Consider the following 25632-nt stretch of genomic DNA (forward strand, 5'->3'; position numbering starts at 1 on the left):
ATTGCTATAATGCTAGCAGGAGTGATATTTATGGTCAAATATCCAACAGGCAGTTCTGCCGCTTTTCGCAAATCAAATTATACTTCTCAAGTCAAGCACCAAAAAAGAAGACACAAAAATATTAATTTTTCTGACCGGGGGATGAACCTTGAGCAGATGATTAATGAATCTAATAAATATTATCGTACAAAAGAAATCGCAGTGGTGCATAAAAAGCCAACGCCAGTTCAAATCGTTAAGGTAGACTACCCTAAAAGGTCACGTGCAGTAATAAAAGAGGCCTATTTTCGCCAAGAATCCACTACGGATTATAATGGGGTTTATAAAGGTTATTACCTGGACTTTGAAGCAAAAGAGACCAAAAATAAAACCAATTTTCCTTTAAAAAATTTTCACGAGCATCAAATAATTCACTTGGCAGAATGCTTGAAGCAAAAAGGAATATGCTTTACAATAATAAGATTTACAAGCTTAAACCGCTATTTTGTAACTCCGGCAAGTGCAATAATAAAAGCTTGGTGGACTAAAGATAAAAGTTCATTAACGTTAAAAGAAGTCGAAGATTGGTCAATAGAGATTAAGAGTGGCTTTCAACCTAATCTACCATACCTGAAAGCCATAGATTCTTTTATCTCGGATAGGAAAATACACGATGATAAATAAAAATTCAAACTCAAATAATGGACGTGAATCACGTAAGAATTACCGGCAAAGTTTGCCTAAACCATTGTGGCGTAAAATACTTAAGTGGACATTTTTAGGTGTTTTTTTAATTTCAGTAGCTGGTGTAGGTTTGTTTGCCTATTATGCTAAAGATGCTCCAAACATTAGTCGAGCTGATCTTGAAAGTGGCGGATCGTCAGGGTTATACAACACAAATGGCAAATTTATCATGTCCCTTGGTACCGAAAAAAGGTTATACGTCAAAGACAGCAAGGATTTGCAACTACTAAAAGATGCTATTGTATCAGTTGAAGACAAGCGCTTTTACAGAGACAAGCTGGGAATTGATCCTATTCGAATTGCAGGTTCAATGTTAACTAACGCTAAAAGCAAAAGCATTTCTGCAGGTGGTTCTACAATTACCCAGCAATTAGTTAAACTGACAAAATTTTCAACTGCTGCTTCCCAAAGAACATTACGCAGAAAGGCTCAGGAAGCATGGCTGGCTATGAGAGTTCAAAGAGAGTACAGCCATAATGAAATTCTGGAATTTTATATCAATAAGGTATATATGAATTATGGTAATACCGGAATTGGCACCGCCGCTAACTATTACTATGGCAAAAAGATTGGAGATCTGGACTTAGCGCAAACAGCCATGCTTGCGGGAATGCCTAATAGACCAACCGTATATAATCCTTATACCTACCCAAAATATGCAAAATATAGGCGTAATATTGTTCTAAAAGCAATGTTAAACAATAAAAAAATATCTCAGGAACAGTATGATGAAGCTAGGAAAGAAAGCATAAAAAAGGGTTTAAAACCTCATAATCAGCGTAAGCAATCTAACTTACGCAAAATTAATGATCCCTATGTAAAGGAAGCAATTGCCGAAGTCAGAGCTAAAGGCTTTGATCCTTTTCGTGACAATTTAAAGATTACCATTAATATGGACCAAAAAGCTCAAAAGAAACTTTATCAATTGGCTAACAGTGGTCTGGTTCCTTTTACTAATGACAAGATGCAAATAGGAGCATCCGTGGTTGATCCAAGTAATGGTCACGTAGTAGCTATACTTGGTGGAAGGCACCTGCCCTCTTCAGTTCAATTGGGTTTAGATCGTGCAGTACAAACCACTCGATCAACTGGCTCTTCGATAAAACCAGTTTTAGATTATGGTCCAGCAATTGAATATCTCAATTGGTCAACAGCAAAAATGTTAGATGATAGCAAGTATGTTTATCCAGGAACAAATGTCCAGCTCTACGACTGGGATAATAAATATGATGGTATGATGACTGTGAGGCATGCTTTGGAACAGTCACGTAATGTTCCCGCAGTCAAAACTTTGAAAAAAGTTGGTGTTAAACGAGCAACAAAATTTGCTGGGAAAATGGATATCAATGTTCCTGAGGACTCAGGCTTGTCAGTGGCGATTGGTGTAAATGCGTCAAGCTTGCAGATGGCTGGTGCTTTTAGTGCATTTGCTACGATGGGAATCTATCATAAACCGCAATTTGTTTCTAAAATCGAAACTCCTGATGGACTTACCAGAAATTATGACTCTGAAGGCATTCGAGTGATGAGCAAGGCTACTGCCTACATGATTACAGACATGTTGAAAGGTGTAATTAAACACGGTTCTGGAACCAACGCACAGATTAGAGGTTTATATCATGCGGGGAAAACTGGTTCTGTTAAATATTCAGAACAGGATTTGGCACGATGCCCAGCATACGCTGCAACACCTAAAGACTCCTGGTTTGTGGGTTACACCCCTAGCTATTCAATTGGTGTTTGGACGGGCTATGATAATCTAAAAGATGGTACTATTTCTGGTGTTGGTCAACAATCTGCACAGCTTTTTTATAAGAACATGATGACTTATTTAATGAGAAATAAAGAAAATGTTGATTGGCAAAAACCTGACTCTGTGATCCGAGCTAAAATCGCTAAAAACTCAAATCCACCAGAGGTATCATCTACAGGAGAATGGCAGTTGTTTGTTCGTGGCCATTCTCCTATTGGTATTGTTGATGACAGCAGCGATTATGATGAAGATGATGAAAAAACTAACACTAATGATTCATCTTCAACTAATACTCAAGGAAGATATTCTGTTCATCACAATCAAAATGGCTCAACTAGTCAACCTGATAAGAATCACAGAAAAGCGAAAAATTCAAAAGACAAGAATAAAAACAATACTAATGAAAATAATTCACAAAATTCAGGTCAAAATAATCAATCTGGCAATTCTGATTCAGGTACCAGTTCTGATCAAGAGCAAAGACCTAACAAACCTGGAGGAGAAAGCAACAATTCAACCAATAATGAAAATAATGAACATTAACTAAAAAAAACGTCGAAAAATCTTTCGACGTTTTTATTTTTTATTGTTTTTCAGTATAAGGTAAAAAATGAATTCTATTAAAAAAACAAAGGCAAAAAATATTGTTAAAACAGTTAAGGAAATCAATTTTACATACATAGTATTATGAACGCCAGTTCCATCATATGGACGAAGCCATAAGAATAAAGCAAAACCCAAAAATAAAATTAGTCGTTTGCCAACCACTCATAGTATAGTCTCCTTTAATATTATTTTGATAAAGAAATTATACTAAACTTTTATTTTTTAAACACTATTTTTCTATTAAATAACTGTAAGGATCATTTTTATCACGCGCTGTCATGGAATAGCGACCAAATAAAATCATTGCGTGATGTGTATGAATCCATTCGTCTTTTGGTAAGATTTCTTCTAACCTTTTTTCTACTTCAAGAGGTTTGGCATTTTGAGGCACTATATGAAATCGTTTAGAAATTCGTGACACATGTGTATCGACTGCTATCGCAGGAATTCCAAATCCCTCTGCTAAAACAACATTAGCAGTTTTCTCACCGACTCCCGGCAAAGAGATTAATTTATTTTTATCTTTTGGAATTTTACCATCATATTTTGAAACTAGAATTTCCGCAGTTTCTTTTAAGTGCTTAGCTTTTGAATGATAAAGCCCAATTTGGGAAATATGATTTTCTATTTCTGGAATTGTTGCCATGGCCAAATTCTTAGGTTCAGGATAATCCTTCATAAATTTTGGCATTACTCGATTTACCATCTTGTCTGTTGTTTGAGCACTCATTAAGACAGCACATAACAAATGAAAGTTATTGTCCCAAACTAATTCACTTTTGGCATCAGGATACATGCGGTTGATACACTCTAACACTTTTCTGGCTTCATTTTTACTAAGTAATTTTTCTGCTTTCATTTAGCGATTCCTCCTCAAAAACTTTTGAACTTCACTACTTGTTTTTAAGTTATGTCTTTGCCAATTCAGCAAAATACGGTCAACGTATTTTAGGCTATATGCTTGAGATAAGACAGCTTCGCGCAAAGCCAGCTTAATAATAGCTGGATCGTAGTGATCTACATTGAGCCAAGCAGAAATTTCTTCTCGTTCTATTGGACTTAAATAACGACCAAATTCAATTTCAAACTGCCTTACTAATTGATTTAACGGGGTGTTATCAACAGCAGTTTCTGCCTTTTTAGCAGGCATTTTTTTATTGGCAGAAGAAATTTTATTTTCCAACAGTTGGTCCAGTTTATCATATAACTCATTAAGATTATATTTGTTTCCAATCATGCCGCTCTTGTCAGTTATCTGGTCAATTACAATTAAATTTTTTTCAATTAATTTTTGAATTAAAGCAGTGATTTCTGTAACAGAAAAATTAGTATTAGTCGCAATCTGTTCATTGGTAGGAAAAAAATTGTTTTTTTGGGCAAACATTTCCAATTGGATAATGACCATCATTTCTGCATCGTCAATATTAAGTTGTGGATAATAAGCAAGTAACCCGTTTGATAAAGTAGTGAAACCCATGAAGCGGTAATCATTGTAGCGCATATTAATCTCTCCCTTTAAAAAAGTTGAACTAAATATTTTTTAGTTCAACTTTTAACTATACTATTAACTTTAATTTAAGGTTCTAGACGATTAATCATTCTCGGGAATGGAATAGCTTCACGGACGTGATCTAATTTGCAGATCCAAGCAATAACACGTTCAAAGCCCATACCGAAGCCGGAATGAGGTACACTGCCGTATTTGCGCAAATCTAAATACCAGCTGTAATCATTCTCATTTAAACCAGCCTCATGGATTTGTTTGAGCAAAGTTTCATAATCACTTTCACGTTCAGAACCCCCCATGATTTCGCCATAACCTTCTGGTGCTAAAACATCTGCACATAGGTATTCCTTAGGATTATCAGGATTTTTCTTCATGTAAAATGGTTTAATACTTGTCGGGTAATTAACAATGAAAAATGGACGATCAAATTTTTCAGAAATGAAAGCTTCGTCAGGAGCACCAAAATCATCACCCCATTTGAAGTCGCGCCCATCGTCTTGCAAAATCTTTACTGCATCGTCGTATGACAAGCGTGTATAGTTACCCTGTACTGCAGGCTCTAATTTTTGGGGATCACGACCTAAAATTTCTAATTCATATTGACAATGCTTGAGAACTTGACCAGTCACATATGACAAAAAACGTTCTTGCAAATCAAGAGATTCATCCTGATGCATCCAAGCCATTTCTGGCTCCATCATCCAAAATTCAGTTAAATGGCGGCGCGTTTTTGATTCTTCAGCTCTAAAAGTTGGACCGAAAGTAAAAATTTTACCGAATGCTTCTGCTCCAACTTCACCATATAGTTGTCCGGATTGTGATAGATAAGCATCTCCTCCAAAGTATTCCGTGTGAAATAATTCGGTAGTTCCTTCAGGTGCAGAATGCATAAAGATAGGAGCATCAAATTTTACAAAGCCTTCATTTTCAAAAAAGTCAACTGTAGCTTTGAAAATAGTATTTCTGATGCGCATAATTGCAAAAGGACGTTTGCTTCTAAGCCATAAATGTCTATGGTCAAGCAAAAATTCAATCCCATGTTCTTTGTTACCGATGGGATAACCTTCGTTGTTAGTAATTAGCTTTAAGTCGGAAATTTGAATTTCATAACCAAAATGGGAGCGCTCATCTTGGTGTACAGTTCCCTTAATATAAAAACTTGCTTCTTGATGCAAAGATTTTGCAATTTCAAACACTTCATCAGAAACTGCATTTTTACGAACTACTCCCTGAAAAAAGGCAGTACCATCACGTAATTGTAAAAACACTATTTTGCCGCTTGAACGTTTGTCAGTCAACCAAACGTGCATCCGTACTTCTTGGTCAACATGCTTGCGACAATCTTCTATTGAAATTAATTCTGTCATAAACTTTTATTCCACTTTCCTTATCGTAATCAAATTAATGATACCAAAGTTTGATCAATTTAGCGACTTAACCTACTAATTTTCCATCTTTAAAATTATAAAGCTGATAATGATATTCACCAGCTATATTTTTAGAACTTACTTCCCAAACGGGTTTATTTTTATACCAGCCCAGATTTACTTCAGTAATTTTTTCATTAGGTTCTTTTGCAATATATTTATTACGTATGAGTCCTTCATTTACGCCTCTGCTTGCTGAATAAAGATATGCTTTTTTAGATCCTGGCAAATAGATAAAATAGTATGTCTTATGGTCCTTAGTTAGACCCTTAAGCGCATAACTATTAACACCACGATTTAAATGATAGTTTTTTTCTGTATATTTGATAGGAGTCTTTTCGATTGCTATTCTGTTGAGTTCACGAGTTTCTGACCGTTCTGGATTACCTGCTTTATAAAAAATAACAATGAAGGCAAAGTATAAAAAGATCAAAATTATAAATACCCATGCTAAAAATTTAAATGTTTGTTTTGTATCATCTTGTATCATAGTTTGTTAACTTTTCCTGTAAATTACTTAAAGATGTTTTTTTGACTTTAACTGGAACGGCAGCCAGAAAAACAGAACCGTAATCTTTTGACCAGATTCTTGAATCCAGTATTAGGAACTGCCCCCTGTCCTGTTCTCCACGAATTAGCCTGCCCATCCCCTGCTTAAAGCGAATAATTGCTCGTGGCATTGTATCAGCATGGAAAACATCTATACCTCTGTCAACAAGTTGTCTTTGGCGCAACTTAACTTCCGGCAAATCCGGTGATTCGAAAGGCAATTTAGTTGCTATTACCAAATCAACGCCACATTCATGAAAATCAATTCCTTCCCAAAAACTATCTGCTCCTAAAATAAGTGCTTGCTTGGCAATTGCAAATCTCTTAATAATCCGGTTATTTGAACCGGAAACGCCCTGAGCCAATATTTCAAAATCACGTAAACTGGGAGAATTTATAATAGCACTAAAAACATTTTTTATTTGTTCAAGATTTGTCATAAGAACTAAAACATGACTTTTATTTGTCAGGTCTTTTTCCAAAATCTGAGTTAGCTTTTTCTCATACTTTGGATCGTTAATATCGGGAAAGTCAGTCACAGACAATACTTCAAGATGTTTACTCAACTTAAATGTGCTTGTTCCTATATACTTTTGTGGTGCTAAATAAGTTAAGCCAAGAAGCTTAGTGATAAAATCGAACCCTTTTCCACTGGTTAAGGTAGCACTGACAAATGAAATATGGTTGAAGCGATCATATATTTTATGAAGTTCTGGCGTTGCATCAAGCATTAGCCAGCTTAAATTGGCACTTAAAGGATCTTGCGGATTAGTTAAAGTAATGATAAACCCTTCTGAATTGACATAGACTTTTTTTCGAAGTAAATCCGATAATTGATAGCTTTTGGTGATATAGTCATCAAGTTGATCTATTTGATCAGAAATTTCACTTAAAATAGCATCCCTATCGATATTCGAGCTGTCAGTTTCATTGTAAAGCTTAAATAAGATTTGATTTGTGTTCTGTCTGATGCTTTCTAATTTTCGTTGTAATTCCGCCAATTTAGTTAAAAATTGACTATTCTTGGGAAAAAGATCCATGCCCCTGAAACTGAGAAGCAAGTTGCCATTGGCTAAAGTATTTTGACTGACAGCTTTTTTCTTTTTTGAACAGAGCAAACGTTGCAAATGATTAATAACTTTGATCAAATCAAGTATTGCCGGATCTAATTTTTCTAAGAGAAAATTGAACTGTACATCATTGCCATATTGGTTAAATACGCTGTCATCAGCATAATAAAGTAAATTACGCAGATGATTAAGAACTCCCCACAATGATTCAAATTGAAATGAGTCATTCCTTGAAGTGATCACATTGTCAACAAAACGATGAGCTTCGTCAATAACGAGGTAGGGATTTTGACCCCAAATTGTATCATTATAGTGGTTCGCTAAATAAGCATGATTCGTAACTAAAATGTCAGCCTGCTCCTGCCTTTGTCTTGCCAAATTCCAGAAATCAACATCAGCAAAAATACTGCCAACACGAGCATCTCCAGGGTGAGCAATTTGGGCAAATAAGGGAGCACGATAATTGGTCAGTTGCAATTCATCTAGATCACCTGTCTGAGTTTCAGTTAACCAAACCAAAATGCGCATCTGTAACACCAAAGTTAGTTTATTTGGAGTTCCCTGATACAAACTTTGATAAAAACCATCTAAGTCAAGGTAATGGCTGCTGGCTTTTACTTCTTCTGCTTTTAAATCCAACTTGGTTACATTTAGTAATTGTGGAATTTCCTGATCTATTATTTGTCTTTGCAGTACTTTGGTTGGCGTGGCAATTACCAATTTTCTGTTTGTATATAATCGATAGGAATATGAAAACAAGTAAGAAAAGGTTTTACCAGTACCATTAGGTGCTTCTATCAATAATGCTTTCTGTTTAGGGTTACTCAAAAACTGCTCAATTCGATTGATGAGGTCTACCTGAGGCTGGCGGTAATTAATTTTATTTTTAAATAATTTCTTTTTGTCCGTGTCACTTTTCGGAAAAACATTTGACTGTTGATGTTCAACATTATTAAGTTTTTCTTGTTTTCGTAAAATTATTTGTCGTACTTGCTGATATTGTGAAGATAACGGCCTTTTTTCCTTGCGTGCGTTATCAGCAATGGTAGTGAAAATCCATGAAGTGTCACGTATTAAACCGTGAGCCAAAGAGCTTAGCGTATTTAAAGTAGCTTGAGGAAGATTTTCAAGTCGTTCAATTATTTTTATTAATAAAACAGCGGTGCCGTAGGCATCAGAATCTGCTTTATGAGGGTTTAAATGTCTAATCTGCAGGCGAGTTGTCAAATCGCTTAACTTGTATGATGGTTCAGTAGGAAATGCAATTTTTGCTAGCTCTACCGTATCTATTGCGCGATTAGTTAGTGGTTCATAGCCGTGCTGCACTAATTCAAAATTTAAAAATGGCAAATCAAAGTTAACATTATGAGCTACAAAGACAGTATTTTTCAAGATTTTGACAATCTTGGGTGCATAATAAGCAAAATCTTTTTCTTGAGCTACATCTTTGTTGTGTATATGGGTTAAATTTTGCACCGCTATCGGAATTTCGCGGTGAGGATTAATCATAAAAGAGTAAGTCTTGACAACTTTCATATTCTTAATAATAGCGCAGCCAAACTGAATGATATGATTATTTTCTTCCCGTTGTGTTCCCGTAGTTTCTAAATCCACTACAGCAAAAACGGTATGCTCGAATGATTTCATTTTGCAATTACCCTCCTTTCTGTTAATTTAATTCAACAATTTTGCATGCATCTAACAAAACCAAGTATTTTGCTTTAACTTTTTTGTCAGCAAAGGAATTAAGAGCTCTTTCATAAAGACGCAGCTGACCTAAATATTTTTGCTTTATGTTTTTGATAGCTAATTGCAAATGAGTTTGATCAATATGATCGGTTTTATAATCAAATAATATTATGCCATCTTTTTCGGTAAAATAACCATCTATTGTACCATGAATTAAAATTTTTGCGTCTGCATCACTGAAATTATCAAATAGACTATCGGCTGGCAACAGACTCGAAAATTCAATTTCACGGTGCAAGTTTTCTGGCTTTTGCCAAAATTTCTTTGCAAAATCACTATGAACAAACCAATTTATTTTTTCTAAATCTAAACTGGAAACAATATTGTTATTAAGTTTATTTTGCTTAACTAGTTCCTGTACTTCTTCTTTAACTTGGTCGATGTTTCCCGATCCATGATAATCGTAGTATTGCAGGATCAGGTGCATTGCAGTACCGATTTCTGCTCCTGTAAACCGTGTTTTAAACAGAAAATCAGGTTTAGTATCTATTGGCTGCAAGTAACGATTAGTTGAAGAAATTAGGTGCGCATTTTCCAGTTCGGTATCAAGAGGATCGCTAAATGCTTTTTTAATTTCAGATACTGATTGATAAGCAGTTGTCTGACTGGCATCTTGAAAAGGATAATTAAAATTAAATAGTTTTTTTGTATATTCTTCTAATGATGAAATGTTCTCAGTTTTGTTCTCCTCTGGACCAGCATCTTCTTGAGGATAAACCTTTTCATCTTGGTACTGGATATAAAGCAGTTCCTGACTTGTTTCCAACGCTGAATTTATATCATTAATTTTTTGACTTAAAAGCTTGTCCCATTTGATTGATGGACCAATCAAACTCATAGGATTTGAAGCGTTAAGCTTACTGCTCAACGTGAGACGTCCATTTTGATCAGCTTCATTTTGCCAATTTTCAATTGTTCGAGGCAGATTTTTTAAATCAGCTACCAAAATTAACTTTTGCTTTGCTCGGGTCATCCCTACATATAAAATGCGAGCTTCTTCTTCTAAAAGCTGCTTTTTTTTGGATATATTGGCGATAGATTTAACAAGGGTATCAGCACGATAATGTTTTTGCTTGATAGTTAAACCTACAGAACCTGAATTTATAATGTAATTGCCACTTAAATCCCGCTTTTGAAATTGGTGTTGCAAGCCTAAGTAAAAAACAATGGGAAATTCCAAGCCCTTGGAACTATGTACAGTCATTAGACGCACAGAGTTGCCGGCCTCTTTAGTTAAAAGGGGTTGCGCCAAGTCTTTTTGGCTGCGTCTCATTCGCTCGATAAAATTGATAAATTGATACAGGCCCTTAAAACCAGCGCTTTCATATGAAGCAGCCCTTTCATATAAAGCCTCTAAGTTGACTCTTCGCTGCTTGCCATTAGGTAGTGAGGTCATAATTTCAAGCAGGCTGGTTTTTTCATAGATGCTCCAAATCAATTCTGAAATTCTATGTGTTGCAGCAAATTTACGCAATTCTTCGAGTTGATTCAAAAAATCTTTTACTTTTTGACTAAGTTCATCACCCACAGCAACATAAGAAGTTAAAGCATTGTAAAAACTGGCATTCTGCGTATGAATTCTAATCGTACTGAGTTCAGGTTCTGTAAAATTAAAAAGTGGTGACCTTAATACAGCTACAAGAGGAATGTCCTGATCTGGATTGTCAATGATCCTCAAGTAGTTCATGATTATAGTTAATTCTAAAGTTTGAAAATAATTTTTCGCATCGGTAACCATTATAGGAATATGATTTTTGGCAAACTCTTGCATAATTTCAAGATTATTGCTGCGACTTCTGGTTAAAATAACAATATCACTGTACTTAAAAGGTCTTAAATGACTGCTATTTTGCGAATTTTTGTCATAAATTAACAAATTTTCCTCTGCGAATTTTTTAATACGGTTAATAACCATAGCAATTTCAGCTGAGTCAATATCGTCATGATCATCTTCTTGAGGGTTAGTTTGGTCACTATTTTTTTCATGAATTAGTATTTCAGTTGCATCAGGAAGATTTGAAGGATAATATTTGGCACCATAAGTCAGCTGACTCTCCTTATTATAATCAATACCTCCAAAATCATCCGTCAAAATATTTTTAAATACTTGATTAACAATAGAAATAACTGGCTTAGAAGAACGGAAATTGTCAGACAATAAAATTCTTTCTTCTTTTGCTTGATTTTCTTTAAGGGCTGCTTCTTGATACTTGTGTAAAAACAAACTTGGTTCAGCTTGCCTAAAGCCATAAATTGATTGTTTAACGTCACCAACCATAAAAAGATTGTTTTGACCATCTTTTTTAATTAATTGCAAGATATTTTCTTGTAGCGGGTTGATGTCCTGATACTCGTCGACCAAAATTTCATTAAATTTATTTTGATAAAAGGTTCGTGCCATTTGGGATGCAGAAGTGTCTTGGCTGAGAATTTGGTATGCTAATTGCTCCATGTCGCTAAAATCAAGCAGGTTTTCTGCTCTTTTTAATTGATTAAAACGGTCAATCAGTGCCAGTTCTGCTTTTACAATTGCAGCCATTATTTGCTGACCTTTTTGCATCATAGACAATTGCTCTTTTTCGTCAGTAGCATAAAAAGAAACAAAAGTAGTTAAAATCTGCTCTCTTGCTTCGTTTTTAAAATCACAGCACTCATCATAAAAAGCAACAATATCTTCGTCCCAATTTTTTGATCTGCGCATACCGCTTTTGAAAACACAGGCACGCAATCTTTCTCGTTGCTCATCATATGGACTATCATTTTCCAGATCATGCAAATAGCCGCTAAGACACTTTTCAAACAGGTCAAAAGTGTCTTTTGTTTTGTGCAGATCCTTAGTTTCCATTACCGTACTTTGACAAAAATGCTCTAACTTATCAGCAAGATTTTGGAAAAGATTGACTAAATAAGGTTTAATTTCTTTCTGCCACAAAGAAGACTTGATTACTTCTTCTCCCACTTGATATTTTTGGGGTAGCCCTTGCAGCCATTTTCGATAATCAGGCTTAGCCATTGCGTAATTATATAAGTCTAACAATAAATTTTGCGGAGATGCAGCATCCCTGTCACCTGCAAAATTATCATAAAAAGCTATAAAGTCCCTGTCTTTTTTCTCTAAGAATTCTCCTTCAACTTCTTTTAATGCTCTTTCACGCATTAATTCCGCTTGAGAATCATCAGTTAGTATACTGAAACTGGGATCAATGTCGATTACATAATAAAAACGATGGATTACATCCAAACAAAAGGCATCAATCGTAGAAATATTAGCAGAATCAATTAGATTTAACTGTTGTCTCAAATATGATTTTTTTGAAGACTTCTGCATTTCATTTGATAATACTTCTTTAATTCGTTTTTTCATTTCAGCTGCAGCTGCTTTTGTAAATGTGACTACTAAAAGATGATCAACACTGACGCCAGAAAGAATTTCTTTCATTAAGCGCTGTACAAGAACGGTGGTTTTGCCACTACCTGCGGAAGCCGATACTAGTATGTCGCGGCCATGATCATTTATAGCTTTTTCTTGAACGGCTGTAAATGGAGTTTTTCTTTTTTCTTGAACCATCTTTAATTTCCTTCCTTTAGCCGTTTTTTAATCTTTTCCAGTAGCTCATCCCTTTTCAGGCTCCCTACTTGATGATACTTATTTTCTTTCAACATGGCGTCAAAAAAGAAAATATCACGAAAGTCTGAATAAGTTAATGCATTATTTCCATTCCCATATTTATAGGGATTCAGCTTTATTTTTCCCGCTAAAATTTGACTGGAGGCATCTTTAATAAGCTCTTCGTCATATTTCAGCAATAATTCAAGTTCATCACTGTTGAAATAACTGCCACCAAACTTTAAAGATCCATCTTTCGTAGAACTGACTCCGGCATAAATGGAAGAAGTACTACGTGGTTTATTTAAGTCAGGTTCAGCCGCGAGCATTAATAGCTTGTCATCATTAATTAAACCAGTATATTTAAGTTTAATTTGGCCATCTAAGTATGCTTCTTTTATCTGCAAATTATTGTTGTACAATTTTTTGTTATTTAGCTTTTCTGTTTGCCTTGTAACTGTTTGATAAAAAGCACCTAAAAGTGAAAGTGGGTCAGATCCAGCAAAGAATTTGTGGTTTTGCATTAACACATCTAGATATGAAACCATTTGTAAAGAAATACCCTGGTAAAATAACCCCAGATCAAATTTTTTAGCGGAGGACTTATAATCGATTACTTGAGCAATTAATCCGTTTTGATCAGGAACATGAGCCAAATCAACTCGATCTATTTTTCCCCTTAAATTAACGTAATGATTACCTTCTATGCCTGGCACTTTAAAGTTAAGTCCTTGCACCTGTTCACCTTTTCCAAAACTTAACTCTGAATATTTAGCACGCAGAGGAGTTTTGGAAACTGCATGATGCCAATTACTTGCTACTTTACTAGTAGTTTTATCAAGACACTTAAATAAAAACTCATTAAATGGGTCATTTAATAATTGCTGATATCTGGCCTCATTTTTCATTTTTGTACGTACAATTGTAAGTAACTGATTTAGTGTTTCGTCATCAATTTCTTTCAAATCAAGTGAGCGGTCATTTAACTCCTTAACTAAACGGTCAAAGGTTTCGTGGAAATAATTGCCAGCTTGTATAGCATCCAATTCATTTTCAAATCTTTTATGAAGGTGTAAACCATATGTCAAAAAATATTCGTATGAATTTTCATAAAAAGTTTCCAGCTGAGAAACAGAAGAATTGAGGTTTGAACCATATAATTTTTGTGCCAAGTCAGGACCGATATTTTGAGGTTCGTTTATAAAATTGCTTCCTGCTATAACTTTAGCTGTTTTTTGCGGTAAAAGCTCAGCCGTTAGCTTTAACAATTCTTTAACATCAATATTCTTTTCTGCCCGATTAAGATAGCTTAGATATCCTAAACTTGCCTGTGGATTGGTTATAAAAGATAATAACTGACTAAGTTCTTCAGGTAAATTGTGTTGCGAAAATTCTGGTGCACCCGCAGTTTTAAACCTTTCATAATAAATTGAAGGCTGTACTGTACTACCCTCATCAGTCGCTAAACAATATGACAAATAAACTTTGTCCTGTGCTAAAGCCAAACAATTACCAAATTGGTAGTTTTGATCCCAGTTACTTAGCTGCTGCCTATCTTCAATATAAGAGTCTTCGCCAAAATCTTTTTTTAATTCAGCAAGATTTTCTGTACTTAAAAAGCCGGGAGTGTTCTGTATTTGTGGTAAGCCGTTAACTGTTGCCCCCATAATAAAAACCTGCTTGTAGCCACTGACTTGAACAATACCCATTTCGGATAAATTTACAGCATCCAAAGTGGCTGGAATTTGAGAAAAGGTAGCTTCCTTAAAACCGTTAATCAGTACTGCAAAAAAGCCTGCTGGATCAAAATTATCAGGGTTAATTAACAAATAATCATGTAGCAGATTAATAAGAAGATCCCAAACCTGTTCTGACTGCCGGGCTTCTTGTAAAGCACCATCTTCTTGGGCATCAGCACGCCATTTTTCTAATACTTCATTGACTCCATTGTTAGTTAAAAAATTAAAAAATATCGTAATAGCTTTTTGGCTATCCTTTTCTTCTTTTAAACTGTTAAAAAGCTGCGTAATTTGTTTGATAAAATATTCTTTTAATTTTTCTATTTTATTTACTTCTTCGGGAATTTTGTCTAATCCTATGACCTCTGCTGCCATATAATCCGCAAAGTTTCTCTGCCATAAATTATGGTTTATGCCATGAGCGAGAACAAAATTTTCTAATTGGTCAACATCATATACATAAGCCGTTTCGTCTTGATACCAGTCAGGTATTATTAAACGGGTCTTCATTATGGCCAGCAAATTTTGGGTCTGAAAAGGTCTCGACAATAACTGAGCGATGTTTTCAATTAAGACCACTAAAGGATGGTACTTCATTTCTTGTTGTAAATCATTAAAGAAAGGAATTTGATTCTGTCTTAAAATTGGGGTTAAATATGTCTCATATTCATGCAGATTTGGTGCCAGAACTAAGAAATCGCGATAGCGATAGTGTCTTAATGCAACCTGCTGGTAAATGGTGTGAGCTACGTAATATGCCTCTGCATATCTGTTATCTGCACGCACGAGTTGGACTTGATTAAGATCACCAATGTTGCTTACGTCTCCAGTCCAAAATTCATTGAGCAACTCTCTTTTAGTTGGTCTGGGACTAATGTCTGTAGTTAATATTTGATGTGGCAAATTATGAGCTTTAATATATTGTAATAGTTTATTGATAGTAGTTTGAATGACATAATCGTAATCTCCTGGCTCAGCTTTTGGGTTAATCTCACCCAGCTGCGTTTTAAAAGCCAATGTGACACTATGGGCTTTGGTCATCAATAATTTGACGGTTAGACATTCCTGAAGAGAAAAATGAGAAAAATCGCTAAAGTAAAAGTCTGCTTGATCTAAATTTTTTTGTGTAGCTAAAAATTCATTTAACTGCAACTGTATCTCGTTTGAGGTAGAAAATTTGCCTGTAATGGCTTCAATGAACGCTGAATAAATAATTTTAAGATCAGAAATCTTATTTTTGGTTTCAAGCTCAAGAGCATCTTGATCGATATCATCAAGATTCAAATTGCCTTCGCGAATTTGCAGAATTGTATCATATAACTGCTTTATTAAGCCTGGATTCAAGTTAGTAGTCTGAAAAAGGTGCAGCTGATCTTTCTTTTGATCAACAATTTTTGCAAGAAGCATTGCTGCAGCAGCATTATCAAGTTCAGTTGGCAAGCCCTTTTTTGCATCTTTTAAGAAAAACCAGGCCAAACGTGAAAATGATAAAACTTGCAGATTTTTGACAGATTGCTCAGTATGGTTTTGACTGGTAGCCAACCTATTTATTGCTCTGACTTCTGTGGTAAACTTAATGTGGTTGGGAACGATGACAAAAGTTTTATGATCAGGAAAGTGCTGATAATTTTGTACTGCTTCCTGTAAAATTTTTTCCTGCATGGGATCGGTTTGCCGACCGACTAGAAATTTGATCATCTGTTCTCTTCTCCTTTGTCATTATTTTAGCATAGGAACCAAATTTTTTTACAAACAATAAGGATCTTAAATAAAATGAAATCAAGTTTTTTAGCACACGGAAAAGTTATTCTTATCGGTGAACATTCAGTAGTTTATGGCTATGATGCGTTAGCATTGCCAATCAAATCATTGCATATTAAAACGACTGTTGAACCGGCAGAGCAAATGTGGATGGATACGGCTCATTATCAAGGGCCTTTTTTTATGTCTCCATCTGAATATGATGGACTAAAATATGTTGTTAAAACGATGCTGACAAAAGCTGCCAGTAATGAAACTCTGAAAATAACTTATACAGGAGAGATTCCAATAGAACGCGGTTTAGGTTCAAGCGCCACAGTCGCTCTAGCTACAACAAGAGCAATGAATGCTTATTTCAAACTTAATTTAACTGAAGAAGAAATAATTGGAATTACTAACCATGCTGAAATGATTAATCACGGTAAAGCATCAGGTCTTGATGCAGCAACTGTTAATTCAGATTATCTGATCTTTTTTAATCAAAAAGATGGCCCGAAGTCGCTAAAAGCTAAACTAGATGCAACTTTGCTTATAATGGATACTGGTGAATTAGGCAGTACTAAAAAAGCAGTTAGTCAAGTTCAAGGTTTGATGGCAAAAGTCCCCGGTGTAAAAGAAAATATCAAGGAATTAGGCAAATTAGCTGATGAAACTAAATCAGCATGGTTAAAAAAAGACGCTGAAAAGGTAGGTTCATATTTTAATCGGGCACAAGAGATACTCCATTCATTTAATCTTTCAACCGCAAAAATTGATCATTTGCAAAAAATTGCTCTTGCAAATGGTGCATTAGGCTTTAAATTATCTGGTAGCGGACTCGGTGGAATTGTAATTGCCTTGTGCAAAAGCCATCTAGATGCTGTCAAAATAGCAGATAAATGTCAAAAAATAGCTACGAATAGTTGGATTGAGGAAATATAATTTTTATGGAAAAAACAGTTCGTGCCCATACAAATATTGCGCTGATCAAATATTGGGGCAAAGCAGATTCAGGTTTACGTTTACCTTTGATGTCTAGCTTGTCAATGACACTTGATAAATTTTATACTGACACTAAGATTTCAGATAGTTTAGAAAATCAATTTTGGTTAAATGGCGTCAAACAAAATGGACAAAGCAGCAGCCGTGTTTTTTCTTTCTTAAAATTACTGCAAAAAAAATTTGCTGTGACCGGCAAATTAAAAGTTGAATCATATAATCATGTTCCAACAGCTGCAGGATTAGCTTCTTCTAGTTCAGCTTTTGCGGCTTTAGCAGGAGCTTTTTGCCTACATTATGGTTTTAATTTGTCCCCTGTTGAACTTTCCCGTTTGGCTCGTTTAGGTTCAGGATCAGCCAGCAGGTCAATTTATGGTGGTTTTGCTATTTGGCGAAAAGGACACGATGATGAATCATCTTATGCCTATGCTTTAGATGAAAAGCCTGACATAGATTTGCGATTGCTTGTGGTTGAGCTGAATAACCAGCAAAAAAATTTGTCTTCCACTCAAGGCATGAAGCAGGCGCAAACTTCGCCATTTTTTATGCCTTGGATTGCGCGTAATCAAACAGAATTAAAACAAATGATTGCAGCAATTAAAGCAAATGATTTTTCAACTATTGGCAGTTTGGCAGAATTGAATGCTTGTGAGATGCATGCAGTCAATTTAAGTGCACAACCTGGTTTCACATATTTTGAACCCGCAACTATTAAAGCAATCAAACTTGTAGATGATTTACGTCGACTTGGTATAGAATGTTACTTTACAATAGATGCCGGACCTAATATAAAAATCTTAAGTCAATTAAAAAATGTAAAAGATATTACTAATAGGTTTGTATCCGAATTTGATAATGTTAACATAATAAATGCAAGTTTTGGTCCAGGTATTTCATGTCTGAACTAATTAATATAAATTAATTGATTAGGAGATTTAATTCTTTTGATAACAGAACAAGCACCCGGTAAATTATACATAGCTGGCGAATACGCCGTATTAGAACAAGATTGTCCCGCTATCTTGGTGGCAGTTAATCAATTTATTCGTGTTTCAATTATTAAGTCAAAATCAGAAACTGGTTTAATTCATTCTAAACAGTATTCTCAAAGTTCCATTCACTGGATAAGACGAGGAGCAAAAATGGTTATTGACAACCGTGATAATCCTTTTGAGTATATTTTGGCCGCAATTTCTTACACGGAACGTTTTTGTTTAGAACAAAAAGTCAAGATGAAGGTTTATGATTTATATGTTAATTCTGATCTAGATTCTTCTGATGGCAAAAAGTATGGTTTAGGCTCTAGTGCGGCAGTGACTGTAGCCACAGTTAAAGCAATACTCCGTTTTTACGATGTGCCTTTCAGTAACGAATTAGTTTATAAACTATCAGCCATTTCACATTATTCTGTGCAAGGTAATGGTTCAGCCGGTGACATTGCTGCAAGTGTTTATGGTGGCTGGATTGCTTTTCAAACTTTTGATAAGCAATGGCTTGCTGATGAATTAGCACACAAATCTTTATCTGAAGTACTGAACGAGGCTTGGCCTGGACTTAAAATTCAGCTTCTGACCCCTCCTGCCGGTTTAAAATTAATGATTGGCTGGAGTCAAAAGCCAGCATCAACCTCAAGGCTGGTTGATGAAACTAACGCAAATAAAGCTGCTTTAAACGGTCAATACCAGGAGTTTCTTAGGCTTTCACGCAAATGCGTTCTCAAAATGATTGCTGGCTTTGAACATAATGATATTCAGCTAATTAAAAAACAAATTCGTGTCAATCGTAAATTGTTGCAGCACTTTGCGCAAATAAATCAAATTGCCATTGAGATACCACGACTTTCTAAACTAATTAACATTGCGGAATCATTTGGTGGAGCAGCTAAGACTTCAGGTGCCGGTAATGGTGATTGTGGCATTGTAATTGCAGACAGGAATACAGATACTGCTTTTCTTGAAGATAAATGGCGTCAAAACGGGATAATGCCTTTGGACTTTCGTGTACACCAAATTCGAGTTGCTGATTAGAAGAACAGAGGAAAATTATGTCAATTAGATCTAATCGTAAAGAGGAACATTTAGTTTTGGCACAAAAATTTTATCAAAATGAAAAAACAAATAGTTTTGATAAAATGCACTTAGTACGCCCTGCATTACCAGAAACTAAAGTTGATCACCGAACCATACAAACTACAATGTTTGGTAAAAAAGTTGCAGCCCCCTTTTTTATTAATGCTATGACTGGTGGATCTCACAGATCTTATCTGATTAATAAAGAATTAGGTCGAATAGCCGAAAAAACAAATATTGCATTAGCATTAGGTTCTGCCAGTATTTTAACTAAAGAACCTGATTTACTAGATAGCTTTTTGATTGCAAGACAACAAGATCCTGATGGCGCTTTAATAGCAAATGTTAATGCAAAGACTTCAGCCGAACAAGCTGAAAAGATTGTGACAGAGCTAAAAGCTGATGCATTGCAAATACACCTAAATGTGGTACAGGAAATAGCTATGCCAGAGGGTGATCGAGATTTTTATTGGCTTGATAACTTAAAAGAGCTGCGTCAGAAAGTAACAGTTCCAATTATTATAAAAGAAGTCGGTTTTGGATTAGACAGAGAGACAATTCGTTCATTAAGAAATGAAGGCTTTAGATTTTATGACGTTGCAGGAAGTGGCGGAACTAATTTTGCTCAGATAGAAAATGCACGTAATACTAATAATGTTTCTTATTTAAATAATATTGGCTTACCCACCGTTATTTCGAGTTTAATGGCAGCCAAAGAGCAAGTTGAATTTACTGTTTCTGGTGGTGTGCGTAATCCGTTAGATGTTTTTAAGGGGCTTTGCTTAGGTGGAAAATTTGTGGGAATTTCTAATGTATTTTTACAGGCATTACTTAAGCATGATGCAGATTACCTGCAAAACCTTATTGAAGAATGGCAATATGAACTTGCTTGTCTTCTTGCAATTTACGGTCAAAACGATCTCTCTGGTCTAACCAAGATTGATAAATATTATGACTTTTCACTAAAAACTATTATCGATCAGTTATTATAAATAAAAATGAGTACGGAAATTTTAAAAATCTTGGTACTCATTTTTATTTGACAATAATTTACTTTAATAAACGCCATATTTCCTTTTGAACAGCACTATCATTACTAGAACCTATGATGTGGTTGGCAGCTTTTTTGGCACTCGGAAGAGCTGTTCCAGTAGCATAACTACTGCCTGCATATTTTAACATTCCCACATCGTTACCACTATCGCCAAAAGAAACCATTTCCTTTGGACTAATCTTGTATTTGCTGCCCAAATATTGCAAACCTCGTGCTTTATTCATGCCTTTTGTCGACATATCTATTGATGTCGCTGAACCGGAAACAAAACCAATTTGCGGATATTTCCGCTTAAGTTCTTCTAAAAGTTTAACCATTCTATTTTCTGGAACGTCAAAAGTGACCTTAAAAACTTGATCATCCAGATGATTAAAATTCTCAACAACTGTCAGTTTTTCATAATATTTTTTCAAATCTTCTGCATATTCAGGACCATCACTTTTTAAAATATATGCACTTGCAAGACCAGAAACCGTTACTTTTTCATCATATTCTTGGATGATTTGTAAAATCGTGAGCCAGTCTTCTTCAGAAAGGCACTCAACATGAATTACTTGCCTGCCTTGAGCTACGAGTGCCCCATTATCAGCAATGTAATAAAGCTGATTAGCCACTTGGGGAAATCGGGAGTACAAATTTTCAAATTGGTTTCCACTTGCAACTACAAATTTTATTCCTCTTTTTTGCATTATTTGGAATTCTTGCAAAAATAACTCTCGATCATAAGTTTTTTGGTCAGTTAGCCAAGTTCCGTCCATATCAGTAGCGATTAATTTAATCATTCTTTTTTCTCTCTCTAAATTCGTAATCCTTTGGGATAATAGTTTTTAATAATATGATTGCTTACTTTGCCAAAGCCTAAAATAAAATGTTTAAAGCTGACAAGAATAAATCCAGTTTCATCTGAATCAGTTCTGATAGCTTCTCCATGCAAATATTTGAAATAATTACTGCTACTTAAGTCAATTACCCTATTCTGCTCTTGTGCTGCTAAGACCATAGCCAGTTGATGTCCAGGTTCAAAGCGTTTTTTCTTTAGAATACCCAACTCAATACCATTGGATAAAATTTTAAGATGGGAAGCAGAATTAGTGCTTAGTGCGGGAATAAAAACGTGATTATTGTGAACTTGACATTTAAACTGCCAGTTCTCAATTGCAGATGGTAAATTAAATCTATCTAGCACGCTTGAAATCAAATGCATATCAGATTTGGTTAAAGCACTTTTAAGTTGCTTCTTATGATCTGACTTCTTACTTGTCGAACCAAAAGATTGAGCATTCTTTTTTCCTTCTAACCTTAACTTTGCTACATACTGTCCCTCTCCAATATTGGCAGTAGGCCAAAATCGTGCAGTTTTAGCCAACTCAATATTATTATCTGACCATTCTGGATGACCATGGTCAATATATTGTTCATCTATTTTTAGTGGCAATATTGTAAAACCAAAAGTTTTAGTTAGCCAAGAAACTATTTGTTCATTTTCTTCTGGAGAAAAAGTACAAGTTGAATAAATTAGTTTCCCACCTGGTTTAAGCATTTGAACTGCAAAAGACAGAATTTCTTTTTGCCGTTGCTGACAAAAAAGCACGTAATCCTGTGACCAATATTCAATAGCTTTAGGGTCTTTGCGAAACATACCTTCACCACTGCATGGAGCATCAACCAATATTTTATCAAAATACTGTGAAAAATATTTTGTTAATTTTTCTGGTTTTTCACTTGTGACTAGTGCATTTGTTATTCCCCAACGTTCAAGATTTTCACGTAAAATTTTTGCTCGACTAAGCGAAATTTCATTTGCAAGCAAGAATCCTTGGCCTTTTAGTTGTACGCCAATCGCAGTGCTTTTCCCACCAGGGGCAGCACATAAGTCTAAAATCTTTTCCCCAGGCTGGGCTTCAAGAAAAAAAGCAGGAAACATTGCAGCAGGTTCTTGTGAATACACTGTCCCACTCACCCAATCAGGATCTTTTCCACTTATTTTGCCATAATAGGCATTTGGTATTAGCGGAATTTTTTCATTATGATCATAAGAAAGGGTTTGATTTTCTTTTAATGAATTGATTCGATAAGCATTTTTAGAATTTTCATTTATTGCTTTAAAAAGATGGTCAGCTTTACTCTTACCTAATAGCTTTGTATATTTTTTGATGAAATCTTCAGGCAGTTTTGGCATTATTTTTTTCCTTTCGTAATAAGTGCAGAATGCTTAAGGCGTAAAAAATAGAAATTATTACCCAACTTGTCATTAAAAGCCAAATTAAGTGTTGTGGCTTGGAAACGAATTTTCGCGAGATCAAAAAGAAATATGCACCAAAAGTAACTACAAGCTCAATGAGCAGAATTCTAATCCCATGATTGATTAACCAGTTATGTAGCAGACTGCCCTTCAAATTTGTCTGCTGAACTGTTTTCCAATCCATAAATGCTAAAATTATATTACTTGCTGAAGCAATTAACAAAAAAATTAAGATAAATAAAATTTCACGAATAATTGAAAACTGATGTATTTGATGATTTTTGACAAAAACTGGTGTTTTTGCTTTTACACCATAATGCTTAGCGATTTGTTGAATTACTTTATTTGAACTGTCGATTATGATCTGATAATCACGCAGTTTAAATTTGCCAGTTGGTTGTTTCGGACTAGCAGTCAAATAATAGCCGTTTTGCTTCATTTGACGATAATGCTTTAAAGTTCCTATAACCGTATAATATTTTTTATTTATGTAAACATACTCGTTTCCTTGCGCTTTTAATGTCGGAACTTTTGCGTTTAAACCAAGTACAGCAAAAGAAACTTGACCTTTAAAGTCATCTTTTGTGAAGTACCTTCCTGATTCTGTCGGTAATTTTAGCACATTATGATTTGACCATACGAGAGTCTGATTTTTCTTTGCTTTGGAGGTCATATGAACTTGGATTTTATTATGAGGATATCTTTTTTTCAAATAGGTCAAGAAAGTTCTGACTTCTTGATTGCTTTTGACTTCAATATAGCGAGTATTGTTGCTTAAACCATATGCCTCGAGCAATTGGTTCGCTTCACGGGACTGAACATTTGACAACATACTGCCTATACCTAAAAATGATAAAAATATAATAATAATTAAAATGATTTTTTTAAATTTCATGTGTTATCTCAAAAATGTGTTCATCAATAAAATCAAAACTGGGAAAAGTTTGATTAATCTGTTTTAATTCTGGGGAATGATGTATTAATTCTTTTTGCCAAAAAGCTGCTGAATTGGTCGCTCCGCTTTTTTCCCCTATGAACAGCAGATGGCTTGTTGTATTCAGTTTTTGCCATGTTGAAACAACATTTGTGTCGCTATTGCCAAAATTGGGAGCCCAAGAGCATATTATTAGATCAACATTGTCAAATATTTCAACGGCTTTAGCAGCTTCAAAATTTGTGACTGTCATAAATTGCCTGGAGCCAGTGCTTGAAGTTTTTGACCAATCTAAGTTATCTGTGACTGTCATTTTTACGCCTACATCGGAGAGAGCTTTGCTCCAATAAGCATTGCCTGCCATAATTTCCAAACCGGTTTTAATATTTAAACTTTTTTTAATTGCATTGGCTGTCTGCAAATTAGGAAGTGACCAAACACCAAAATTAATTGCCAAAAATTGTCTTAAATTGTTGATTAACTGATTAGCAGACTTAAATTTCTTAATATCAGTTTGCGAAAGACCAGCACATATTTCTTCAGATTTATCCGGCAAAAAACCCAGTTTCTGTGGAGCTTTCCTTAAAACTTGCTTTTGGTTCACAGCATAAATAATATCGTTAATTTCCTTGACTTGATGATGTATGGTGTCAATATTAAGCTCTTGATCTAACTGGTTAATTTTACTTAAAAAATTTATCATTATCAAATACCTATAATGATTTTAACATTCAAACTGAAGGATTTCAGTTATAATAAAAGGTAACATAATAAAGGAGAAAAATTTTATGGCGAAAAAAGTAACAAAAAAGCAAGACGAAGAGGAAGAAAGCTTAGGTAAATTTATTCTTGATGTTGTCATAATGATGGCAGTTATTTTAGGTGTGTTCTATGTTTTATTCCATTTTGTACTTTCTAATGATAGGGTTTCTGGACCGTCTATGCAACCGACTTTTGAAGATAATGATCGTTTGATTGCTGTGCGTAATTTTACTCCTAAACGTAATGATGTTGTTGTTTTGCTGGCTCCTAAGGCAGCAAATGATGTCCCAGGAGCATACTACATCAAGCGAATAATTGGTCTTCCTGGTGACAAGCTTGTTTCAAAAAATGATAAAATGTATGTTAATGGGAAGCTTTTACCTGAGCCATATCTTGAAAATCATTTCAAAAAGGATAATAATGCTCAAGGGCAGACGTATACAAGCAATTTCACATATAAGGTTCCAAAAGGCTATTATTGGGTAATGGGCGATCACCGTGATATTTCTAAGGATTCACATATTTTTGGTCCTGTAAAACGACAAAATTTAATTGGTAAAGTCAAATTCAGATACTGGCCATTTAATAAAATTCAGGGTTTTTAATTTCCTTTGAATTTTAATATTTTTCCGCTAAAATAAATTGTAAAGGAGAATTTATTATGAATCAGCAGTTAGAAGAATTATCCGATGCAATTATCGATTTTCAAGTAAAACATCATGTTACTGATACGGATTTGGCTTTTGCAAGTCACTTATCAGTTGAAAAAATTCACTCAATGAAAACTGGCGATGGTGAATTCACTCCTGGAGAAATTAATCAGTTGTACGATTACCTTGCTGCAAATCATTAAAATATTAGCTAAATATCAAAACCCGCAAGAGATTATTTTTGCGGGCTTTTATTTTCAGTGATTTTAGAAAATTTTAGTTTAGGAATAATTATAGGAATTATCTTGCCTTCGATCAGTTTAATAGCTCTTATCATTTCCAAAAAAAGCAAAAATCTTAAAGCTGAGAAAATTGCTTTTTTGACTTTCATTGCCTTTTGTCTTTTATTTGCGTTGGCATTTTTGCTGTTTGTATCATGAGTCTTTTTTGAC

General features: G+C 34.8%; 21 protein-coding genes. 8 read left to right on the forward strand and 13 right to left on the reverse strand.

Going from position 1 to position 25632, the window contains the following annotated elements:
• The first annotated feature begins 30 nt into the window (after positions 1–30).
• Complete coding sequence (gene recU, locus LDM90_RS03865) at positions 31–663, forward strand: Holliday junction resolvase RecU (RefSeq protein ID WP_198211809.1); 633 nt, start codon at positions 31–33, stop codon at positions 661–663.
• Positions 653–3019: a transglycosylase domain-containing protein gene (locus tag LDM90_RS03870; RefSeq protein WP_223896578.1), complete on the forward strand. Its 2367-nt coding sequence runs from the start codon at positions 653–655 to the stop codon at positions 3017–3019. The genes recU and LDM90_RS03870 overlap by 11 nt, the downstream gene beginning before the upstream one ends.
• A gap of 33 nt (positions 3020–3052) precedes the next feature.
• On the opposite strand, the gene LDM90_RS09495 is transcribed toward LDM90_RS03870, so the two are convergent.
• From LDM90_RS09495 to LDM90_RS03910, 8 genes are all read right to left on the reverse strand, one after another.
• Positions 3053–3244: a DUF3923 family protein gene (locus tag LDM90_RS09495; RefSeq protein ID WP_223896577.1), complete on the reverse strand. Its 192-nt coding sequence runs from the start codon at positions 3242–3244 to the stop codon at positions 3053–3055.
• Positions 3245–3311: 67 nt separating this feature from the next.
• Entirely contained in the window at positions 3312–3941 is a 630-nt protein-coding gene (gene nth, locus LDM90_RS03880) for an endonuclease III (protein ID WP_223896576.1), read from the reverse strand.
• Entirely contained in the window at positions 3942–4583 is a 642-nt protein-coding gene (locus LDM90_RS03885; RefSeq protein WP_223896575.1) for a DnaD domain protein, read from the reverse strand.
• A gap of 74 nt (positions 4584–4657) precedes the next feature.
• Positions 4658–5956, reverse strand: a complete 1299-nt coding sequence (gene asnS / locus LDM90_RS03890; RefSeq protein WP_223896574.1) for an asparagine--tRNA ligase — start codon at positions 5954–5956, stop codon at positions 4658–4660.
• A gap of 67 nt (positions 5957–6023) precedes the next feature.
• Positions 6024–6506 (reverse strand): hypothetical protein, encoded by a 483-nt coding sequence (locus LDM90_RS03895; RefSeq protein ID WP_198211813.1) that lies wholly within the window; start codon positions 6504–6506, stop codon positions 6024–6026.
• The gene (dinG, locus tag LDM90_RS03900; protein ID WP_223896573.1) at positions 6493–9282 is read right to left on the reverse strand and encodes a helicase C-terminal domain-containing protein; all 2790 of its coding nucleotides are present in this window, start codon (positions 9280–9282) and stop codon (positions 6493–6495) included. The genes LDM90_RS03895 and dinG overlap by 14 nt, the downstream gene beginning before the upstream one ends.
• 22 nt (positions 9283–9304) lie before the next feature.
• Positions 9305–12952 (reverse strand): helicase-exonuclease AddAB subunit AddA, encoded by a 3648-nt coding sequence (addA, locus tag LDM90_RS03905; protein ID WP_223898692.1) that lies wholly within the window; start codon positions 12950–12952, stop codon positions 9305–9307.
• A 2-nt stretch (positions 12953–12954) separates the two neighbouring features.
• On the reverse strand, positions 12955–16428 hold the full coding sequence (locus LDM90_RS03910; RefSeq protein ID WP_223896571.1) for a PD-(D/E)XK nuclease family protein: 3474 nt from the start codon (positions 16426–16428) through the stop codon (positions 12955–12957).
• Positions 16429–16503: 75 nt separating this feature from the next.
• Here LDM90_RS03910 and mvk point away from each other — a divergent pair, with 75 nt between their 5' ends.
• Genes mvk through fni form a run of 4 tightly spaced genes read left to right on the forward strand, consistent with a single transcriptional unit; the run spans position 16504 to position 20530 of the window.
• Complete coding sequence (gene mvk / locus LDM90_RS03915; protein ID WP_223896570.1) at positions 16504–17412, forward strand: mevalonate kinase; 909 nt, start codon at positions 16504–16506, stop codon at positions 17410–17412.
• Positions 17413–17417: 5 nt separating this feature from the next.
• The gene (gene mvaD / locus LDM90_RS03920; RefSeq protein ID WP_223896569.1) at positions 17418–18377 is read left to right on the forward strand and encodes a diphosphomevalonate decarboxylase; all 960 of its coding nucleotides are present in this window, start codon (positions 17418–17420) and stop codon (positions 18375–18377) included.
• A 36-nt stretch (positions 18378–18413) separates the two neighbouring features.
• Positions 18414–19496: a phosphomevalonate kinase gene (locus LDM90_RS03925; RefSeq protein WP_223896568.1), complete on the forward strand. Its 1083-nt coding sequence runs from the start codon at positions 18414–18416 to the stop codon at positions 19494–19496.
• Between the two features lie 17 nt (positions 19497–19513).
• Positions 19514–20530, forward strand: coding sequence for a type 2 isopentenyl-diphosphate Delta-isomerase (gene fni, locus LDM90_RS03930; protein ID WP_223896567.1), 1017 nt, complete (start codon positions 19514–19516; stop codon positions 20528–20530).
• A gap of 58 nt (positions 20531–20588) precedes the next feature.
• Here fni and LDM90_RS03935 read toward each other — a convergent pair whose 3' ends face one another.
• From LDM90_RS03935 to LDM90_RS03950, 4 genes are read right to left on the reverse strand one after another with little or no spacing between them, the layout of a single operon-like run.
• Positions 20589–21374, reverse strand: coding sequence for a Cof-type HAD-IIB family hydrolase (locus LDM90_RS03935; protein ID WP_034979098.1), 786 nt, complete (start codon positions 21372–21374; stop codon positions 20589–20591).
• A gap of 14 nt (positions 21375–21388) precedes the next feature.
• Entirely contained in the window at positions 21389–22771 is a 1383-nt protein-coding gene (locus tag LDM90_RS03940) for an RsmF rRNA methyltransferase first C-terminal domain-containing protein (RefSeq protein WP_223896566.1), read from the reverse strand.
• The gene (locus tag LDM90_RS03945; protein ID WP_223896565.1) at positions 22755–23729 is read right to left on the reverse strand and encodes a hypothetical protein; all 975 of its coding nucleotides are present in this window, start codon (positions 23727–23729) and stop codon (positions 22755–22757) included. Before LDM90_RS03945 ends, LDM90_RS03940 begins: the two co-directional genes overlap by 17 nt.
• Positions 23719–24471 carry an SAM-dependent methyltransferase gene (locus tag LDM90_RS03950; protein WP_223896564.1) on the reverse strand — a complete coding sequence of 251 codons (753 nt, stop codon included), beginning with the start codon at positions 24469–24471 and terminating at the stop codon, positions 23719–23721. Before LDM90_RS03950 ends, LDM90_RS03945 begins: the two co-directional genes overlap by 11 nt.
• A gap of 85 nt (positions 24472–24556) precedes the next feature.
• On the opposite strand from LDM90_RS03950, the gene lepB reads away from it, so the two are divergent.
• The gene (lepB, locus tag LDM90_RS03955) at positions 24557–25135 is read left to right on the forward strand and encodes a signal peptidase I (protein ID WP_223896563.1); all 579 of its coding nucleotides are present in this window, start codon (positions 24557–24559) and stop codon (positions 25133–25135) included.
• A gap of 56 nt (positions 25136–25191) precedes the next feature.
• Positions 25192–25383, forward strand: coding sequence for an LBP_cg2779 family protein (locus tag LDM90_RS03960; protein ID WP_223896562.1), 192 nt, complete (start codon positions 25192–25194; stop codon positions 25381–25383).
• A 32-nt stretch (positions 25384–25415) separates the two neighbouring features.
• On the opposite strand, the gene LDM90_RS03965 is transcribed toward LDM90_RS03960, so the two are convergent.
• The gene (locus LDM90_RS03965) at positions 25416–25571 is read right to left on the reverse strand and encodes a hypothetical protein (protein ID WP_223898693.1); all 156 of its coding nucleotides are present in this window, start codon (positions 25569–25571) and stop codon (positions 25416–25418) included.
• Positions 25572–25632: the final 61 nt, after the last annotated feature.

This window comes from Lactobacillus huangpiensis, from assembly GCF_019972815.1.
Classification (GTDB): Bacteria; Bacillota; Bacilli; order Lactobacillales; family Lactobacillaceae; genus Lactobacillus; species Lactobacillus huangpiensis.

Bases quoted from the DNA above. Each gene is read 5' to 3' on its own strand.
- LDM90_RS03940 (WP_223896566.1), bottom strand. From the start codon at position 22,771: ATGCCAAAACTGCCTGAAGATTTCATCAAAAAATATACAAAGCTATTA.
- LDM90_RS03950 (WP_223896564.1), bottom strand. From the start codon at position 24,471: ATGATAAATTTTTTAAGTAAAATTAACCAGTTAGATCAAGAGCTTAAT.
- LDM90_RS03895 (WP_198211813.1), bottom strand. From the start codon at position 6,506: ATGATACAAGATGATACAAAACAAACATTTAAATTTTTAGCATGGGTA.
- lepB (WP_223896563.1), top strand. From the start codon at position 24,557: ATGGCGAAAAAAGTAACAAAAAAGCAAGACGAAGAGGAAGAAAGCTTA.
- LDM90_RS03960 (WP_223896562.1), top strand. From the start codon at position 25,192: ATGAATCAGCAGTTAGAAGAATTATCCGATGCAATTATCGATTTTCAA.
- mvaD (WP_223896569.1), top strand. From the start codon at position 17,418: ATGGAAAAAACAGTTCGTGCCCATACAAATATTGCGCTGATCAAATAT.
- LDM90_RS03910 (WP_223896571.1), bottom strand. From the start codon at position 16,428: ATGATCAAATTTCTAGTCGGTCGGCAAACCGATCCCATGCAGGAAAAA.
- asnS (WP_223896574.1), bottom strand. From the start codon at position 5,956: ATGACAGAATTAATTTCAATAGAAGATTGTCGCAAGCATGTTGACCAA.
- mvk (WP_223896570.1), top strand. From the start codon at position 16,504: ATGAAATCAAGTTTTTTAGCACACGGAAAAGTTATTCTTATCGGTGAA.
- dinG (WP_223896573.1), bottom strand. From the start codon at position 9,282: ATGAAATCATTCGAGCATACCGTTTTTGCTGTAGTGGATTTAGAAACT.
- LDM90_RS03870 (WP_223896578.1), top strand. From the start codon at position 653: ATGATAAATAAAAATTCAAACTCAAATAATGGACGTGAATCACGTAAG.
- fni (WP_223896567.1), top strand. From the start codon at position 19,514: ATGTCAATTAGATCTAATCGTAAAGAGGAACATTTAGTTTTGGCACAA.
- LDM90_RS03885 (WP_223896575.1), bottom strand. From the start codon at position 4,583: ATGCGCTACAATGATTACCGCTTCATGGGTTTCACTACTTTATCAAAC.
- recU (WP_198211809.1), top strand. From the start codon at position 31: ATGGTCAAATATCCAACAGGCAGTTCTGCCGCTTTTCGCAAATCAAAT.
- LDM90_RS03945 (WP_223896565.1), bottom strand. From the start codon at position 23,729: ATGAAATTTAAAAAAATCATTTTAATTATTATTATATTTTTATCATTT.
- LDM90_RS03935 (WP_034979098.1), bottom strand. From the start codon at position 21,374: ATGATTAAATTAATCGCTACTGATATGGACGGAACTTGGCTAACTGAC.
- LDM90_RS03965 (WP_223898693.1), bottom strand. From the start codon at position 25,571: ATGAAAGTCAAAAAAGCAATTTTCTCAGCTTTAAGATTTTTGCTTTTT.
- nth (WP_223896576.1), bottom strand. From the start codon at position 3,941: ATGAAAGCAGAAAAATTACTTAGTAAAAATGAAGCCAGAAAAGTGTTA.
- addA (WP_223898692.1), bottom strand. From the start codon at position 12,952: ATGGTTCAAGAAAAAAGAAAAACTCCATTTACAGCCGTTCAAGAAAAA.